We start from the raw sequence: 15,615 nt of genomic DNA on the forward strand, positions 1-15,615 counted from the left end.
AGGCGTCACTTCGGCGCGTCGCGCGTGACCCGTGCCCTGGCATCGCGCAACGCGACGCGCTCCTCCTTGCGGGCGGTGCGCAATGCCTTCTCGGCGTCGCGCACGGCCTTGCGCGACTCGCGCACGCGCTTGTCGGCGAGCACCTGCTCCGCCTCGCCCTCGACCCATGCGGCCTCAGCCTCGGCCGGTTCGCCATTCTCGCGTCGGTCGATGTACGTGGCCACACCATCGAGGATGCGCTGCAGGCCGAACCGGAACGGATCGCCCTCGTCGGTGAAGACCCCGGCGTCGATGGCGTGGCGCAGCGCAGGGAACTCCTCGTCCGTGATCACCCGATCGAACAGTGCGGCCTCCCGCGCCGAGACGTCCTCGGGCGACAGGCCGGTCAGGCGGGCCTGCTCGGCATAGCCGGCGAGCACGATCCCGTACCAGCGCGACTGTCCCATCACACTTAGAGCCGTCGCCAGACGCTCGGTGTCGCTCAGGGGTGTCCCCTCGAGAACGGCCAGGGCGGCGTCGAGCCATGCGGAGCTGCTCGGAGTGATCGGCGCGCCGGTGATGGGCAGCGACAGGATCCACGGGTGCTCGAGGTAGACGAGCACCTGCGCCTCGAAGAGGGCGGTCATCTTCGCCTGCCACGTGTCGTGGTCGCGATGCGCTTCAGGTGGCAGGCCGGTCGCCTGCTCCTGCATGAGCAGCAGTAGGTCGTCCTTGGCGCTGACGTAGCGGTACAGCGACATCGGCGTGAAGCCCAGTTTTGCCGCCACCGCCGCCATCGAGACCGCTCCGATGCCGTCGGCGTCCGCCAGGGCGACGGCGGTCTCGACGATGCGCTCGACGCTCATCTCGCGCTTCGGGCCGCGCTGCGGATTGGCAGCGACTCCCCACGCCAGGGCGATGCCGCGGGGAAGCTCCGTCTCGTCAGCCGTCATATCTTCAGCATAGGTTGTGTACGTGATAAACAGTGTGTTAGCGTCATAAACAGTTTCGTACATACACAGAAGAACGGAAACTGCGATGCCGATGCCAGACACCTCACCGCCGGTGATCCGCACCACCGCGCTGCGCAAGACCTACAACGGCCATCCGGTCCTCGACGCACTGGATCTCGAAGTGCACCCCGGCGAGATCTTCGCCCTGCTCGGCGCGAACGGCGCTGGCAAGACGACGACCATCAACATCCTCACGACACTGATCGCGCATGACGCCGGTGCCGCACAGGTCGCCGGCTTCGACGTGGCCTCCGCACCGGACGAGGTCAGACGCCGCATCGCGCTCACCGGACAGTCGGCTGCCGTCGACGACATGCTGACCGCGGCGGAGAACGTCACGATGTTCGCGCGCCTCAGCGGCATGAGCACCCGTGCGGCCCGACGTCGCGCGACCGCCCTGCTCTCGGATTTCGACCTCATCGACGTCGCCGCCCGGCGGGTCAGCACCTTCTCGGGTGGCATGCGGCGCCGCCTGGACCTCGCCGTGAGTCTCGTCGTGGCTCCCACGGTGCTCTTCCTCGACGAGCCCACCACCGGCCTCGACACCCGCAGTCGACGGGCACTGTGGCAGACGATCCGCTCTCTCGCGACGGCCGGCACCACGATCTTCCTCACCACGCAGTACCTCGAGGAGGCCGATCGGCTCGCTGATCGGATCGCGGTGCTCGACGCCGGCAGGATCGTCGGCCTCGGCACACCGCAAGAGCTCAAGTCACGGGTCGGCGGAACCTCCGTGCAGCTGCACGGAGCCGACGGAGAGGTCCTGCGCTCGGTCGCGACCGACGGCTCGGTCGGCGGCATCAGAGCTGCACTCGACACCATCGACGACACCGGGATCACCGGCACCGTCAGCCTGCACAGCCCCACGCTCGACGACGTCTTCCTCACTCTCACCGGTGACCGTCCGCACGACTCATCGGTCGCCGGCACCTCGTCCGCTCCCACTCGAATCGAGGAGTCCGCATGAGCGCCACCGCCCTCACCCCAGCGCCAGCGACACGTCCGCGACTGCGCGGCATCGCCGCCGAATCGGTGTTCGTCGGACGCAGTCTGCGCCGCTCGCTCCGGGACGGCGAATCGCTGCTGATGGCGATCCTGCTGCCGGTGATCCTCATGCTGATGTTCACGTGGGTCTTCGGCGGAGCGATCGATCCTTCGGGCGGGTACGTCGACTATGTCGTGCCCGGCATCGTGCTGACCTGCGCCGGTTTCGGCGCATCCTCCACGGCCGTCTACGTCGCCACCGACATGTCGGCCGGCATCATCGACAGATTCCGCACCCTGCCGGTGCGCTCGTCAGCCGTGCTCACCGGGCATGTCGTCGCGAGTCTGGTTCGCAACATGATCGCCACCGCGATCGTCGTGGGCGTGGCTCTGCTGGTCGGCTTCCGACCGACAGCATCCGCTCTGGAATGGGTCGCGGCCGCCGCGCTGATCGCGCTGTACATCCTCGCCCTCACGTACCTGTTCGCGGCGATCGGACTGGCGGCCGGCAGCGCCGAAGCCGCCAACGGGTACGGCTTCATGCTGCTCTTCCTGCCGTACATCTCCAGCGGATTCGTGCCGGTCGAGAGCATGCCGGCATGGCTGCAGCCGATCGCCACCTATCAGCCGCTCACGCCGATCATCGACACGATCCGCAGCCTGCTGCTCGGCACGCCGATGGGCTCCTCCGCGATCTGGGCGGTGGCGTGGTGCGTCGGCATCCTCGCCGTGGCCGTCGTATGGGGCAGCACGCAGTACCGGCGTCGCGGCGGGCGTCGGTAGTCGCGTCAGGCCTCGGCGGCCGGCCCGGCTCCGCGCAGCGCCCGGGTCAGTTGCCGAGTCGCTTCAGTGCCGACGTGACGGCATGCTTCGCGGTTGCCGCCACTCGGCCGACTGTCTCCGCCGCATGCACGGTCGCCGACGGCAGCGGTGCGAACGAGATGTCGATGTCAGGTGCCTGGTCGCCGTACGCGTCGGGGAGGAACGGCACCAGCCAGTCGTCGACCACCTCGAGCGGGGCGACGGCGATGCTGTAGAACCGGCGCTGACCGTCTTCGCGCACGGTCACCAGCTGCGCGTCGCGCAGCACCTTCAGGTGCTTCGAGACCGTCGGCTGGCTGATGCCCAGTTCACTCACGATCTCGGTGACACTGGTGCCGTCCTCGCTCCGGCCGGACGCGTCGAGCAGCAGTCGCAGGATGTCACGCCGCGTGCCGTCCGCGATCACATCGAAGATGTCGGTCATGCCATCAGGGTAGTCGGCACAGGCACGGAGTACCATGACGAAGGCTCGGCGATCGACGTCACGCCGGCCGAAGACGCAGCGGGAGCAGCCAGAAGGGGGATCGATGTCGGGCATAGTGTCGGCGTCCTCTCCTCGAAGCAACCTGCACAGTGCGGGTCGCCGACTAAAGCACATCGTCACCTCATCGCCTTCGCGGTTCGCGATCGTCATCTTCGCGGCGCTGATCCTGCTGTTCACGGCGCTGCTGTCGCTGCCCATCGCATCGGCCTCGCGCACCATCACCCCGCTCAGCGATGCGCTGTTCACGGCCGTGTCGACGATCTGCGTGACGGGCCTAGCCACCGTCGACATGGCGAACCACTGGTCGGCGTTCGGCCACGTCGTCATCTTCATCGGCGTGAACATCGGCGGTCTGGGAGTGCTCACCCTGGCATCCCTGATGGGCATGGTCATCTCCAAGCGCCTTGGGCTGCGCGCCAAGCTGCTCGCGGCCGGCGACACCAACCCGCTGCGTGCGCACGGCGGCCCCGTGAACGAGAGCCAGACTGTGCGCCTCGGCGAGGTCGGCCAGCTGCTGACCACCGTCGCAGTGTCGGCGGCCATCATCGAGATCGCCCTCGCTGTGCTGCTCTACCCCGCACTCGTGCTGGCCGGGGTGAACCCGATCGCTGCACTGTGGGAGGCACCGTACTTCGCCGCGATGGCGTTCACGAACACCGGCTTCGCCCCCAACGACGGCGGCGTCGCGGCTTTCGCCGACGACTACCTGGTGCTGATTCTGTTGATGACCGGCGTGTTCCTCGGCAGCATCGGATTCCCGGTGATCTACGCCCTCGCCAAGAACGTCTGGCACGTCAAGCGCTGGTCGCTGCACACCAAGCTCACTCTGATCACGACCGTGCTGCTCTTCGTGCTCGGAGCGGTGGTGTTCCTCGTGCTCGAGTACAACAACCCGGAGACGTTCGGGTCGATGGACGCCTCCGAGACCACGATGAACGCCTTCTTCCTGTCGGCGATGACCCGCTCGGGCGGGTTCAGCGTGATCGACATCTCCGATCTCAACGGCTCGTCGATGCTGGCGGCCTGCATGCTGATGTTCGTAGGCGGCGGCTCAGCATCCACCGCCGGCGGCATCAAGGTGACCACCCTCGCGGTGCTCGCCATCGCCGTCTGGTCAGAGGCCAGGGGCCGTCAGTCGGTCGAGGCCTTCGGCCGTCGCATCCCGAGCGATGTGCAGCGGGTGGCGCTCAGCGTCGTCGCGTGGGGTGCCACGATCGTCGCCCTGTCGACGATCGTGATCGCCCAGATCACGAAGTCGCCCATCATCGACGTGCTCTTCGACGTCATCTCGGCGTTCGGCACCGTCGGGCTCTCGTCCGGCCTCACCGAGACGCTTCCTGACAGCGCCTCCTATGTGCTGGCCGCGACCATCTTCATGGGGCGCGTTGGTACAGTGACTCTCGCCGCGGCGGTCGCCGCGACGTCCCGATCGCAGCTCTACTCGCTGCCAGTGGAAAGGCCGATCGTTGGTTGAGATGGTGCGGGGCGACGCCCCAGTGCTCGTGATCGGACTCGGCCGCTTCGGCGCGGCCTGCGCCGGAGAGCTCGACCGGCTCGATCGCGAGGTGCTCGCGATCGACGAGAGCCTCGAGCTGGTGCAGAAGTGGTCGGATCGCGTCACGCACACTGTGCAGGCGGATGCCAGGAACATCGATGCCCTGCGCGCCATCGGCGCACAGGACTTCCAGGTCGCGGTCGTCGCCGTCGGGTCGCTCATCGAGGCATCCGTGCTCATCACCGCCAACCTCGTCGACCTGAAGGTGCCGCAGATCTGGGCGAAGGCGGTCTCGCAGTCGCACGGCAAGATCCTCGCGCGCGTGGGTGCGAACCACGTCATCTACCCCGAGCGAGAGGCGGGCGAGCGCGTCGCTCACCTCGTCAGCGGTCGGATGCTGGACTTCATCCGCTTCGACGATGACTTCGTCCTGGCGAAGATGTATCCGCCGAAGTTCATCCGCGGCGTCGGCCTGAACGAATCGGGCGTGCGCACGAAGTACAAGGTCACGGTGGTCGGCGTGAAGAGTCCTGGCAAGCCGTTCCGCTACGCCGAGGCCAACACCATCGTCACCAACCACGACCTGATCATCGTCTCTGGCACCAACAGCGACATCGAGCGCTTCGCGGGTCTCGACCGGTAACGATCGGCTGGTCAGCCGGCGGCGAGCTCCTTCGCGCGGGCCAGCGCAGCGGCGGTCGCCCGGGCGAACATGTCGTCGAGACCGGCGTCCTGCATCACCGCGATCGCGCGTTCGGTCGTGCCCTTGGGACTCGTCACGCGTCGGCGCAGCTCGGCGGGGTCGACATCGGATGCCTCCAGCAGGGCCGCCGCGCCGATGAATGTCTGCTCGGCCATGAGGCGCGCGTCAGCATCCGAGAATCCCATCCCGCGCGCCGCCTTCGTGAGCTGCTCGATGAGCAGGAACACGTAGGCGGGGCCCGATCCCGACACCGTCGACAGCGCGTCGATCTGCGATTCGGGCACCTCGATCACCGCACCGACGGTCTCGAACAGGGCGCGCACGAGCGCCATGTCGTCGGCGGTCGCTGCGGCGCCTGCGGCAAGGCCCGTGACAGCACGCCCGACGGTGGCCGGCGTGTTCGGCATGGAGCGGATCGCATGGACGTCAGCGCCGAGGGCATCCGCGAAAGTGGCCAGGGTGACGCCGGCGGCGAGGCTGACGACGATCGCGTCATCGCGCAGGACCGGCGCGATCTCGCGGAGCAGGTCTGGCACCATCACCGGCTTCACGCCGACGAGGATGATGCGGGCGGATGCTGCCGCCTCGAGGTTCCCGTCGGGATTCTCTGCGAGCGCGATGCTGCGCACGCCGGGGAGCGTCGCCAGGGCATCCGATTTCTCGCGCGAGCGGTTCGTCGCGACGATGCCGCCGTCGACCGCCGCCCCAGAGGCGACGACCCCCTGCAGGATCGCACCTCCCATGGAACCTGCGCCGAGGAATGCGAGGGAGGGAAGCGTGTCGACCATGCCGCCATCCTACGAGGCGCCCCGTGCCCGTCCATCGCGCTCCCCGGCCTGTGCGTCCGGTCGTCGTAGACTCTGAGCATGAGCGCAACGGGTGGCAGCAAGGCGATCATCGCGGCACTTCTGGCGAACATGGGCATCGCCCTCGCCAAGTTCATCGCCTGGGCGCTCTCCGGCTCCGCGTCGATGCTCGCAGAGGCCATCCACTCGGTCGCCGACTCCGGCAATCAGCTTCTTCTGCTGCTCGGCGGTCGCAAGGCCAAGCGCGCGGCCGACCGCGACCACCCGTTCGGCTACGGCCGCGAGCGGTATGTGTCTGCGTTCGTCGTGTCGATCATCCTGTTCTCGCTCGGCGGTCTGTTCGCGGTCTACGAGGGCGTGCAGAAGCTCATCGACCCGCATGCGCTGGATGAGAAGTGGTGGTGGCTGCCGCTGGCCGTGCTGGTGATCGCGATCGGCCTGGAGTCGTTCTCGCTGCGCACCGCCATCAAGGAGAGCAACCTGGTGCGCGAGAAGGGCCAGTCGTGGATGTCGTTCATCCGCCGGTCCAAGGCGCCGGAGCTGCCCGTCGTGCTGCTGGAGGACACCGGCGCGCTGGTCGGCCTCGTGTTCGCGCTGTTCGGCGTCGGGCTCACTCTGCTCACCGGCAACTCGATGTACGACGCTCTCGGCACCCTGATGATCGGCCTGCTGCTGATCCTCATCGCGATCGTCCTCGGCATCGAGACCAAGAGCCTGCTGGTCGGCGAGGGCGCGAATCAGGCCGACTTCGATCGGATCGTGGACGCCATCGCCGGCGGACCGGACGTGCAGAAGATCATCCACATCAAAACGCTGTACCTGGGCCCTGACGAGCTGATGGTGGCGGCGAAGATCGCATTGAAGGCCGACAAGACGGTACGTGAGGCGGCTGCAGACATCGATGAGATCGAATCGCGGATCCGCGATGCCGTGCCTGCTGCGCGCGTGATCTACCTGGAACCCGACGTGTATCGGCCGTCACTGGATCCCGAGCCGCCCACAGACGCGTTCGTGCTGAAGTCGTCCGACTGATTTCTCGGTCGACGTGATCGACGCACTTCGCGCTGAGCTTGCGCGCAGCGATCTGCCTGAGGCGACCCGGCACAAGCTGCAGCAGGTGCAGACTGTGCTCGACGGCGATCCGCAGGCGCGTCTGCAGTCGTTCTCGACAGCCGGCGGCGAGCCTCGAGCCGTGGTCTCGTTCGGCGATGTCGAGCGGGCCGATCTGGTGGTGTACCTGCTGCACGGCATCGACACCGGGCTGGACGATTTCGGCCCGTGGGCGGGTGCCGCCCAGCGCGTCTGCGCGGATGTCATCCGCGCATGCGTGCTGAGGGGCGAACCGCGCGACGTCGCGACGATCGCGTGGTTCGCGTGGGACTCCGGCACGCACGTGTCGGCACTGGCCACACGGCACGCCACGGTGGGCGCAGCGCAACTGGCCGTCGACATCGACAAGCTGGTGGCGCGCAATCCCACCGCGCACATCGCGCTGGTCACCTACTCGTACTCGTCGACCCTGCTCGGCGAGCTGTTCGCCATGAACATCGCGGGCGTCGTGCGCACCGCGTTCTCGTTCGCGTCGGCCGGTGTGACGCATGCGGCCAGCTCTGCGCTCGGGCAGGCGAACACCCGCGGCGACCTCGTCCTGTACGCCACCGAGGGTGCAAACGACAGCATCGCTCCCCTTGGTCGACTGGGACAGCATCCGATCGACCCCCGCGACATCCCCGGCGTCATCGGCTTCGACTGCGACGGGGGCGAAGCGCCGGGACCGGACGGCTCGACCGTGGTGGGCGTGCCAGTCGAAGGGCATGCCTCGCAGAGCACGGTCGATGAGCACGGAGTGCGGCACATCGGGTACTACGACGGGCGCGCGCAGGGATATCTGACGATGGTCTCGCTGCTGGCGGATGCTGCAACCGGCGGGCGCTGAGAGGTTCTGCCCGCGATCGTCCGGCGTTCAGCGCCTGGCGTCGAAGAACTCCTGCAGAAGGGCGATGGCAGCATCCGACTGCACCCCGCCGACCACCTCGGCACGATACGGCAGGCGGCGGTCGCGCAGCAGATCGTGCATCGAGCCTGCGGCGCCGGCCTTCTCGTCCCATGCGCCGAACACGACCCGGCCGATGCGCGCCTGCAGGATCGCCCCTGCGCACATCACGCACGGCTCGAGCGTGACGACGAGGGTGTGGCCCTCGAGGTTCCAGCCGCCATGCGCCTCGGCGGCGGCGCGCAGTGCGACGACCTCGGCGTGGGCCGTGGGATCGTGCGTCTGCTCACGCAGATTGCGTCCCTCGCCGATGATCGTTCCGTCGGCGTCCAGCACCACTGCGCCGACCGGCACGTCGCCCGCTGCGCCCGCCTCAGCGGCCAGCACGAGCGCGCGGCGCATCGGGCTGTCGTACGCGGAGGTCATGCGGTTGAGCCTAGTTGGGAAGAACACCCGGTGCGCAGCATCCGCCTCGCGGGGGACGAGGCGCCGCGGGGGGACGAGAAGTTTCCTCCGGACGGGGGATGCCCGAGTCGCGCATCCTCCGTAGCGTCGAAGACATGGAAAACCCCGGTCTGTACATCATGATGATCGTCACCCTTCCGGCGCTGCTGGTCGCAGTCATCACGACCCTCAACGCCAAGAAGACGAACGCGATGTGGCGCGCCCGTCGCGAAGCTCGTGCTGCTGCGAAGGCCGCAGGCCAGTAGCCTGTATTCATGCGCGTTCATGTGGCCGATCACCCGCTCATCACTCACAAGCTCACGGTGCTGCGGGATGAGAACACTCCGTCGCCCGTCTTCCGTCAGCTGACCGAAGAGCTGGTGACCCTGCTCGCCTATGAGGCGACGCGCAACGTTCGCGTCACGCCCGTCGAGGTGAAGACTCCGGTGACCACCACCATGGGCGTGAAGATCTCAGAACCGCGCCCCATCGTGGTGCCGATCCTGCGCGCCGGTCTCGGCATGCTCGAGGGTCTTGTGAAGCTGCTGCCGACCGCCGAGGTCGGATTCCTCGGCATGGTCCGCGACGATGAGACCTTCGAGCCCACGACGTACGCAGAGCGGCTGCCGGTGGACCTCAGCGACCGGCAGTGCTTCGCCATCGACCCGATGCTCGCCACCGGCGGCTCGCTGGGCGCGGCGATCCAGTTCCTGTTCGACCGCGGGGCGAAGGACGTCACTGCCATCTGCCTGCTCGGCACCCCGGAGGGACTCGAGGCCATCGAGAAGCTCGTCGGAGACCGCGACGTCACGCTCGTGCTCGGCGCCGTCGACGAGCGCCTCAACGAGAAGGGCTACATCGTGCCCGGCCTCGGCGACGCCGGCGACCGGCTCTACGGCACCGTCTGAGTCCTTCTCGGCGCCGTGTGCACGGCGCTGGTGCGCTAGACCGTTAGCCGGTAGCCGCGCTCGTCGCCGTAGTGCGCGAATCCTGCGCGGGCCAGTATCGGGGCTGACGTCGAGATCCGCCCCTTCACGAGCGCCGTCTTCGCGCCGAACTCGGCGCCGAGGCGCATGCGATCGGCCAATACGGCGCGATACGCGCCCCGGCCGCGGGAATCCGCAAGCGTCGCTCCTCCCCAGAGCCGCACGAATCCGTCGATCACGGTGCATCCGCCGGTGCTGACGGCGACGCCGTCGACCTGGGCGAGGATTCGCCCGCCTTCGCCGGATGCCAGTGCGGCCTCGACCTCGGCAAGCTCGTCGGCGAGGCCCCGCTCGGTCAGCGGATCCTGGTGCTCCCACACCGCGACGTTGATGGCGTCGAGCTCACGGATCTGATCGAGAGTGCTCACCACTTCGGATGTCACATCCGTCGGCACGTCGATCGGCGTGCCGACGATCGGGCGGGCGAGCACGGCGAGCGTGTCGAAGTGCTCGGCACCGCGCCGTCGCAGCTCGTCTTCGAGATCCGGCCGGTCGGACGCGTTCGTCCAGAACATCAGCTCGGTCTCACCCCACGCCCGCGTGCGTGCGATGGCGTCCTCGAGCACAGCCTCAGCGTCGAGGTCGGAGTCGACCTGCGAGGCCTTCACGCCACCGCCGAAGCGAGCGGGATAGCGGACAAGCTGCAGTTCGCCCTTGTGCTGCTCGCTGCCACGGGGGAACCACACCCACGCGGCGGAAGCCCGCATGACGTCATCAAGGCTGTGCATGCTAGCAATTTAGCATTCGCCGAGCTCAGTGCACTCCGACGGGCTCAGTGCACTCCGGCGAGCACCTCACTGTCACGATCCGCTCCGACCAGGTGCGCGAACGCGCTCAGCCTTGCCACGCCCTCGGCAGTCCAGGGCAGATCATCGAGCAGCGCAGGTGAATGCACCAGGTACGCCACGCTCATCGCCCGCGAGATCGCCACGTTCAGACGGTTCTGCAGCAGCAGAAACTCCGGGCCGCGGGGCGCGTCGCGCCCGCTGGAGGCTGCCAGCGACGTGATCGAGACGACCGCCTCCTTGCCCTGGAAGTTGTCCACCGTGCCGACCGCCACTCCCCCGTACCCGGCGGCCATCAGCTGCTCATGGATGAGCTGCTTCTGGGCGTTGTACGGCGCGACGACGATGATGTCCGCCTGTTCGAGCGGCCTCGGCGCAGCATCCTCCATCCCGTCGACGTATTCGCGGCCGATCAGATCGCGCACGATGCGCACGACCTCCTCCGCTTCTTCCGGCGACTGGGTCGCGTTGCCGCGGTGCCGCACTGACACGACGTGCAGGCCGGGCGCGATGCCGTCGACCACGCGCGTCTCGGCGCCGGCCGCTGACGCCAGCCGTCCGGCGTAGGCGAGGTGCGAGACGGGAGCGGCGACGGCCGGATGCATGCGCCAGGACTGCGCGAGGAAGTACCCGTATGCGGGGTCGATGACGGACGAGCCGTCCATCACCCAGCCGAGCGCCGACGTGTCCACCGGCTCGGGGTGGACGCCCTGGCTCACCTGCGGCAGCTGCTGGGGGTCGCCGAGCAGCAGCAGCCGCTTCGCCCCGGCCGCGACGGCGATGGTGGATGCCAGCGAGAACTGTCCCGCCTCATCGATCACCAGCAGGTCGAGCCCTCGCCTGTCGACGCGACGGGTGTTGCTGAAGTCCCAGGCCGTCCCTCCGACGACCGCACCGCCCAGCGGATGCTCGGCGAGGAAACCGGCCATGCCGTCCTTGCGGATCACGGTGTAGCTGGGCGCTGCGGCATCCGGGTCCTTGGGCGCCTTCGCGACCTGCGTGGCGGGCACGCCATCGGCGACGACCCGCTCGAGCAGGTTCTCGACGATCGCGTGCGACTGCGCGACCACGCCGATGCGGAAGCCGTGCTCGCGCACGAGCCGCGCGATCACCCGTGACCCGGTGTAGGTCTTGCCGGTGCCAGGGGGACCCTGCACGGCCAGATAGCTGTCGTCGAGGTCGAGGATGCCGCGCACGATGGCGTCGATGGTGTCGTCGCCGGCTTCGGGGAGCCCGGCGCCCGAGAGCGTGCGCGGGGCGATGCGCCGAAGGATGTCAGTGGCGGCGCCTCGGGGGAAGTCCGGTGCCGCCTGATGCACCGCCCCCGCCCACTCCTCGATCGCCTGCTGCTGCGAGGCGACGCGCGGTGGGGCGGCCGGGGCGAGAGCAAGAGGCAGTTCATCCCAGATCTGGCCATCGATCGCGCGCTCGCGCACCACGTAGCCGTCGTCGAGAACCTCGATCACCTCCACGGCATGCGGCACATGGATCACCCGCGACGGGGCATCCGCCGCGAACGGCGTCGGCACGGCGTACAGGGCGAACGGACTGCCGCCGGCGCTGATCGTGCTGCCCGGTGCGATTTCGCCCCGCAGACGGATCACGCGGGTCTGCGAGCGCTGGCGCTCGCCCACACCCCAGTCCTCGTCGACCGAGCTCGCTCCTGCGTCGATGCGCAGCACGTCACGCGTGGACTCCCAGATCGAGAGCGGTTCGCGCAGCCGCTGGAAGTGTCCCTGCCAGAAGCTCTTCGCTTCGCGCGGGTAGTAGTCGATGGCGGCCGCCGCGACGCGGAACTCGGCGCCGCTGCGTCCCTCGTGCTCGGCACGCAGCGCCTCGGCCTGCAGGGCGAGCGAGAGCGGCGAGGGCTCGTACGCTGCGGTCTCGGGATCGTCCGGCGGCGCGGGAAGCACACCCTCCTGCTTGGCGAGGCCGATCAGCCAGTCGCGCAGCCGCCTGGTCGAGACGCAGTCGTACCGGTTGTAGTCGGCGAGGTCGTCGAGGATCCGCTGCCCATCGGCCTGCTGTCCGGTCTCGATCAGCCCTCTGGCCTGCACGTACTGAACGATCGAGTCGTCGCCCTTCTGCACGTCGCTGGTGCGCACCTCTTCGCCCATGTACAGCGGCTCGAGCTTCTTGATCGAGTACGAACGCGACCCGATCCGCACCGAGCGCAGCACGATCGGATACAGGTCGACGAACACCCCTTCGCGCAGCAGCCGGTCGACATCGGCCTCGCCCACACCGTGCCGCGCGGCCATCGCCGCGAGGTGAGAGGTCTCGTACGGCGCGTAGTGGTAGATGTGCAGGTCGGGATGGGTCTGCCTGCGCAGCTTCACGAACTCGAGGAAGTCGAGCAGCGCCTGCTTCTCGTCGGCGAACGTGTGCGCCCACAGCGCCGAGTACTGCTCGGCGTTGTCGGTCCAGCCGAACAGGTAGTCGATTCCCCACTGCGCGTTCTCGCCGTCGGCAACAGGCTCGGTGTAGAGCGGATCTCCTTCGAAGTCGAAGAAGATGTCGCCATGGCTGGGCCGGGGCATCAGCCCGATCGCGTTCGGCGAGATGAGTTCGAACGGTGGCACGTCGGATGCCACAGGCACGCCGACCTGCAACCGTGCCTGTGCGCGCAGCGCCGCGAATGCGTCGTAGTTCATCCCCTGCGGCGCGTCGGATGCCATCGCGAGATCATCGATCGTGGTGATGCCCGCGGCACGCAGCCGCTGGCGCTGCGCCGGCCGCATGCGCGCCACCATCAGCAGGTCGCGGTGTCCGATCACCTGCTCGTCGCACGTGGCGCAGCGGCCGCAGGCTGTGATCTGCAGGTCGCCTCGGTCGTCACCCCAGGCGAGCGGCTCTCCTGTCGCGCCGGCGTCGGCATCGCGATCGGCGATCAGCGCGCGCAGGCGGGCGCGTCGCACGTGGAACAGCGGCAGCAGGTCGTCGACGCGGTGCGTGCTGATCGTGCCGTCGCCGAGGATGAGGTCGACCTCATCGCTGCGCGGGATGCCGAGGCGGTCGAGCTGGTCGACATATGCCCCCAGCTGCATGAGCGCGGTGGCGCGGGCCGTTCGGGCGAGTTTGGAGTCCTGGACGCGCCATCGGCCGTCGGCGTCGCGCAGCAGGAAGTCGGCGAAGCCGACGAACTCCGGGGTCGAGAATGCGGCCTGGAAGATGACTGTGGCTTCCGTCGACAGTGCGCGCTCGGTGTCGGCGACGACGGATGCCAGCGCCTCGGCATCCGTCGAATTCACCTTCGGCAGCACGGCGACACCCGCACCGCCGTCGACCGACTCGCTGTGCTCGGTCAGGTAGTTCTGCAGCACGGCCAGCTCGTAGGCGTCGCCGAGCTTGGCGGCGCGAGCGAGCGTGGCGTCTTCGGGCTCTTCGACCGCAGGAACGCGGCCCAGCTTCGCGTCGAGCGCTCGCATCCACGCGAACTCGCACTCCGCCGCGAGTTTCAGGTCGCTGGCGCTCCAGACCACGCGATTCTCTGCTGCAATGACCCGCACCGTGCCACCTCTCCCTTGCCTGCTCCGAGACTATCCCCGGCCGCCGACACTGCCCGGCCCACTACCTGCGTGGCCACTACTCGCCGTACTCGCGTCGCATATGGTCGCCAGACATGCCACCAGACGACAATCTGCGACGCCATTGCCTCCCGCGGGGTGAGCAACAGAAGCGACTCAGCGCCACCAGGTGTCGTGCGGGGTGACAGGCAGGTTCCGCTTGTGGCGCGTGGCCAGGTACTTCGACTCGATGCGCGCGGCCGCCTCGGCCGGCACGTCGCCGCCCTCGAGGTACGTGTCGATCTGCTCGTAGGTCAGTCCGAGCTCGTCCTCATCGGCGCGGCCGGGCTGCCCGTCGAGCAGGTCAGCGGTGGGCACCTTCAGATACAGCCGCTCGGGGGCGCCGAGGTGCTGCATGAGGGCACGTCCCTGCCGCTTGGTGAGCCCCGCGAGTGGCAGGACGTCGGCGGCCCCGTCGCCGAACTTCGTGTAGAAGCCGGTCACCGCTTCAGCGGCATGGTCGGTGCCGATGACCAGCATCCCGTCGTGCCCGGCCAGTGCGTACTGCGTGACCATGCGGATGCGAGCCTTGATATTGCCCCGATTGAAGTCCGAGATATCCGAGTCGAAGGCGTGCTCGATGTCGGTCTCAACCCCGTCGACCCCGTGCTGGATGTTCACCTCTACCGCACGGTCTGCGGCGATGAACGCCAGCGCCGCCTCAGCATCCGCCGCATCGGCCTGCACCTTGTACGGCAGGCGCACGGCGAGGAACGACGCCGCACCGCCACCGGCGCGCACGCGCTCGACCGCGAGCTGGGCGAGCCGCCCGGCGAGCGTGGAGTCCTGACCACCCGAGATGCCGAGCACGAATCCCTTCGCGCCGGTCGAGCGCAGGTACTCCACGAGGAAGTCGATCCTGGCATCCGATTCCGCAGCCGGATCGATGTCGGGCTGCACGCCAAGGTCGGCGGCGATCTGCTGCTGCATGCTCACGGATTGTCCTCTCGTCGGGGCGTTCACCTGCACCCAGTCTCCACCTGAAAGGATGGACACGTGAAACTCCTCGTCGCCGCCCTCGCCTCCGAACTGCAGGCCTTCCCCGCCGAGCTGCCCGGGTTCGACCGGCTCGTCACCGGCCCAGGCAAGATGATGGCCACGTACGGCCTGACCCGCGCGCTGGACGCTGCGCAGTACGACGAGATCGTCGTCGTCGGCACGGCCGGCACTGTGTCGGATGCCGTCGCCTCTGGCATCCACGATGTCAGCGCCGCGATCCAGCACGATGTGCAGGATCTCGATGGGGTCATCGGCCAGCACGTCTCGCTGCCGGCACGAGTGGAGACGGGGCGCGCCGGCGTCACGATCGCGACGGGCGACATCTTCGTCGACGACGCGGATGCTGTCGCGCGGATCAGCTCGCTTGGCGGCGTGCTCGTCGACATGGAGACGTTCGCGTTCGTCTGGGTGGCGCAGCAGTTCGCGGTGCCGATCCGCGTGGTCCGCGTCGTCTCCGACAGCGCGCAGGACGGCGCGACTCAAGTGTGGGACGAGGTCGTCGCAGCCTGCAGCGCGCAGCTGTGGGACTTCATGCAGCGCGAGTACGCGCTCTGAC

The 15,615-nt window shown here is 68.3% G+C and carries 16 protein-coding genes; 9 read left to right on the forward strand and 7 right to left on the reverse strand.

The features are described 5' to 3' along the window. Nucleotides 1–5 precede the first annotated feature (5 nt). A complete protein-coding gene (locus tag MNR00_RS13865) occupies nt 6–932 on the reverse strand; it encodes a TetR/AcrR family transcriptional regulator (RefSeq protein WP_241926503.1) in 927 nt (308 codons plus the stop codon). An 85-nt stretch (nt 933–1,017) separates the two neighbouring features. On the opposite strand from MNR00_RS13865, the gene MNR00_RS13870 reads away from it, so the two are divergent. Together MNR00_RS13870 and MNR00_RS13875 are read left to right on the forward strand one after the other, a co-directional pair. Further along, nucleotides 1,018–1,959 carry an ATP-binding cassette domain-containing protein gene (locus MNR00_RS13870; RefSeq protein WP_241926504.1) on the forward strand — a complete coding sequence of 314 codons (942 nt, stop codon included), beginning with the start codon at nt 1,018–1,020 and terminating at the stop codon, nt 1,957–1,959. Beyond that, nucleotides 1,956–2,759 (forward strand): ABC transporter permease, encoded by an 804-nt coding sequence (locus MNR00_RS13875; protein WP_241926505.1) that lies wholly within the window; start codon nt 1,956–1,958, stop codon nt 2,757–2,759. The genes MNR00_RS13870 and MNR00_RS13875 overlap by 4 nt, the downstream gene beginning before the upstream one ends. Before the next feature lie 46 nt (nt 2,760–2,805). On the opposite strand, the gene MNR00_RS13880 is transcribed toward MNR00_RS13875, so the two are convergent. Beyond that, complete coding sequence (locus MNR00_RS13880) at nt 2,806–3,222, reverse strand: metalloregulator ArsR/SmtB family transcription factor (RefSeq protein WP_241926506.1); 417 nt, start codon at nt 3,220–3,222, stop codon at nt 2,806–2,808. Nucleotides 3,223–3,325: 103 nt separating this feature from the next. Between MNR00_RS13880 and MNR00_RS13885 the strand changes: the two genes are divergently transcribed. Then, a complete protein-coding gene (locus tag MNR00_RS13885) occupies nt 3,326–4,756 on the forward strand; it encodes a potassium transporter TrkG (RefSeq protein ID WP_241926507.1) in 1,431 nt (476 codons plus the stop codon). After that, nucleotides 4,749–5,420 carry a TrkA family potassium uptake protein gene (locus MNR00_RS13890; RefSeq protein ID WP_241926508.1) on the forward strand — a complete coding sequence of 224 codons (672 nt, stop codon included), beginning with the start codon at nt 4,749–4,751 and terminating at the stop codon, nt 5,418–5,420. Before MNR00_RS13885 ends, MNR00_RS13890 begins: the two co-directional genes overlap by 8 nt. An 11-nt stretch (nt 5,421–5,431) precedes the next feature. Here the strand turns inward: MNR00_RS13890 and proC are convergent, their stop codons facing one another. Beyond that, nucleotides 5,432–6,268, reverse strand: coding sequence for a pyrroline-5-carboxylate reductase (proC, locus tag MNR00_RS13895; protein ID WP_241926509.1), 837 nt, complete (start codon nt 6,266–6,268; stop codon nt 5,432–5,434). Nucleotides 6,269–6,346: 78 nt separating this feature from the next. Between proC and MNR00_RS13900 the strand changes: the two genes are divergently transcribed. Together MNR00_RS13900 and MNR00_RS13905 are read left to right on the forward strand one after the other, a co-directional pair. Next, on the forward strand, nt 6,347–7,318 hold the full coding sequence (locus MNR00_RS13900) for a cation diffusion facilitator family transporter (RefSeq protein WP_241926510.1): 972 nt from the start codon (nt 6,347–6,349) through the stop codon (nt 7,316–7,318). 13 nt (nt 7,319–7,331) lie between these two features. After that, the gene (locus MNR00_RS13905; protein WP_241926511.1) at nt 7,332–8,222 is read left to right on the forward strand and encodes an alpha/beta hydrolase; all 891 of its coding nucleotides are present in this window, start codon (nt 7,332–7,334) and stop codon (nt 8,220–8,222) included. Between the two features lie 27 nt (nt 8,223–8,249). Here MNR00_RS13905 and tadA read toward each other — a convergent pair whose 3' ends face one another. Then, on the reverse strand, nt 8,250–8,705 hold the full coding sequence (gene tadA / locus MNR00_RS13910) for a tRNA adenosine(34) deaminase TadA (protein ID WP_241926512.1): 456 nt from the start codon (nt 8,703–8,705) through the stop codon (nt 8,250–8,252). 134 nt (nt 8,706–8,839) lie between these two features. Between tadA and MNR00_RS13915 the strand changes: the two genes are divergently transcribed. Together MNR00_RS13915 and upp are read left to right on the forward strand one after the other, a co-directional pair. Further along, the gene (locus MNR00_RS13915; protein ID WP_241926513.1) at nt 8,840–8,989 is read left to right on the forward strand and encodes a hypothetical protein; all 150 of its coding nucleotides are present in this window, start codon (nt 8,840–8,842) and stop codon (nt 8,987–8,989) included. 9 nt (nt 8,990–8,998) lie between these two features. Continuing rightward, the gene (gene upp, locus MNR00_RS13920; RefSeq protein WP_241926514.1) at nt 8,999–9,631 is read left to right on the forward strand and encodes a uracil phosphoribosyltransferase; all 633 of its coding nucleotides are present in this window, start codon (nt 8,999–9,001) and stop codon (nt 9,629–9,631) included. A gap of 35 nt (nt 9,632–9,666) precedes the next feature. On the opposite strand, the gene MNR00_RS13925 is transcribed toward upp, so the two are convergent. The 3 genes from MNR00_RS13925 to nadE form a co-directional block, all read right to left on the reverse strand. Next, entirely contained in the window at nt 9,667–10,437 is a 771-nt protein-coding gene (locus tag MNR00_RS13925; RefSeq protein WP_241926515.1) for a hypothetical protein, read from the reverse strand. A 44-nt stretch (nt 10,438–10,481) separates the two neighbouring features. Then, on the reverse strand, nt 10,482–13,922 hold the full coding sequence (locus tag MNR00_RS13930) for a bifunctional RecB family nuclease/DEAD/DEAH box helicase (protein ID WP_241928856.1): 3,441 nt from the start codon (nt 13,920–13,922) through the stop codon (nt 10,482–10,484). Between the two features lie 255 nt (nt 13,923–14,177). Further along, nucleotides 14,178–14,990, reverse strand: coding sequence for an ammonia-dependent NAD(+) synthetase (nadE, locus tag MNR00_RS13935; protein ID WP_277884370.1), 813 nt, complete (start codon nt 14,988–14,990; stop codon nt 14,178–14,180). A gap of 66 nt (nt 14,991–15,056) precedes the next feature. On the opposite strand from nadE, the gene MNR00_RS13940 reads away from it, so the two are divergent. Continuing rightward, nucleotides 15,057–15,614, forward strand: a complete 558-nt coding sequence (locus tag MNR00_RS13940) for a nucleoside phosphorylase (RefSeq protein WP_241926517.1) — start codon at nt 15,057–15,059, stop codon at nt 15,612–15,614. Nucleotide 15,615: the final 1 nt, after the last annotated feature.

Source organism: Microbacterium sp. H1-D42 (assembly GCF_022637555.1).
Classification (GTDB): Bacteria; Actinomycetota; Actinomycetes; order Actinomycetales; family Microbacteriaceae; genus Microbacterium.

Coding starts and splice junctions, on each gene's coding strand:
- MNR00_RS13865 (WP_241926503.1), bottom strand. CDS start 932: ATGACGGCTGACGAGACGGAGCTTCCCCGCGGCATCGCCCTGGCGTGG.
- MNR00_RS13870 (WP_241926504.1), top strand. CDS start 1,018: ATGCCGATGCCAGACACCTCACCGCCGGTGATCCGCACCACCGCGCTG.
- MNR00_RS13875 (WP_241926505.1), top strand. CDS start 1,956: ATGAGCGCCACCGCCCTCACCCCAGCGCCAGCGACACGTCCGCGACTG.
- MNR00_RS13880 (WP_241926506.1), bottom strand. CDS start 3,222: ATGACCGACATCTTCGATGTGATCGCGGACGGCACGCGGCGTGACATC.
- MNR00_RS13885 (WP_241926507.1), top strand. CDS start 3,326: ATGTCGGGCATAGTGTCGGCGTCCTCTCCTCGAAGCAACCTGCACAGT.
- proC (WP_241926509.1), bottom strand. CDS start 6,268: ATGGTCGACACGCTTCCCTCCCTCGCATTCCTCGGCGCAGGTTCCATG.
- MNR00_RS13900 (WP_241926510.1), top strand. CDS start 6,347: ATGAGCGCAACGGGTGGCAGCAAGGCGATCATCGCGGCACTTCTGGCG.
- tadA (WP_241926512.1), bottom strand. CDS start 8,705: ATGACCTCCGCGTACGACAGCCCGATGCGCCGCGCGCTCGTGCTGGCC.
- MNR00_RS13915 (WP_241926513.1), top strand. CDS start 8,840: ATGGAAAACCCCGGTCTGTACATCATGATGATCGTCACCCTTCCGGCG.
- upp (WP_241926514.1), top strand. CDS start 8,999: ATGCGCGTTCATGTGGCCGATCACCCGCTCATCACTCACAAGCTCACG.
- MNR00_RS13925 (WP_241926515.1), bottom strand. CDS start 10,437: ATGCACAGCCTTGATGACGTCATGCGGGCTTCCGCCGCGTGGGTGTGG.
- MNR00_RS13930 (WP_241928856.1), bottom strand. CDS start 13,922: ATGCGAGCGCTCGACGCGAAGCTGGGCCGCGTTCCTGCGGTCGAAGAG.
- nadE (WP_277884370.1), bottom strand. CDS start 14,990: ATGCAGCAGCAGATCGCCGCCGACCTTGGCGTGCAGCCCGACATCGAT.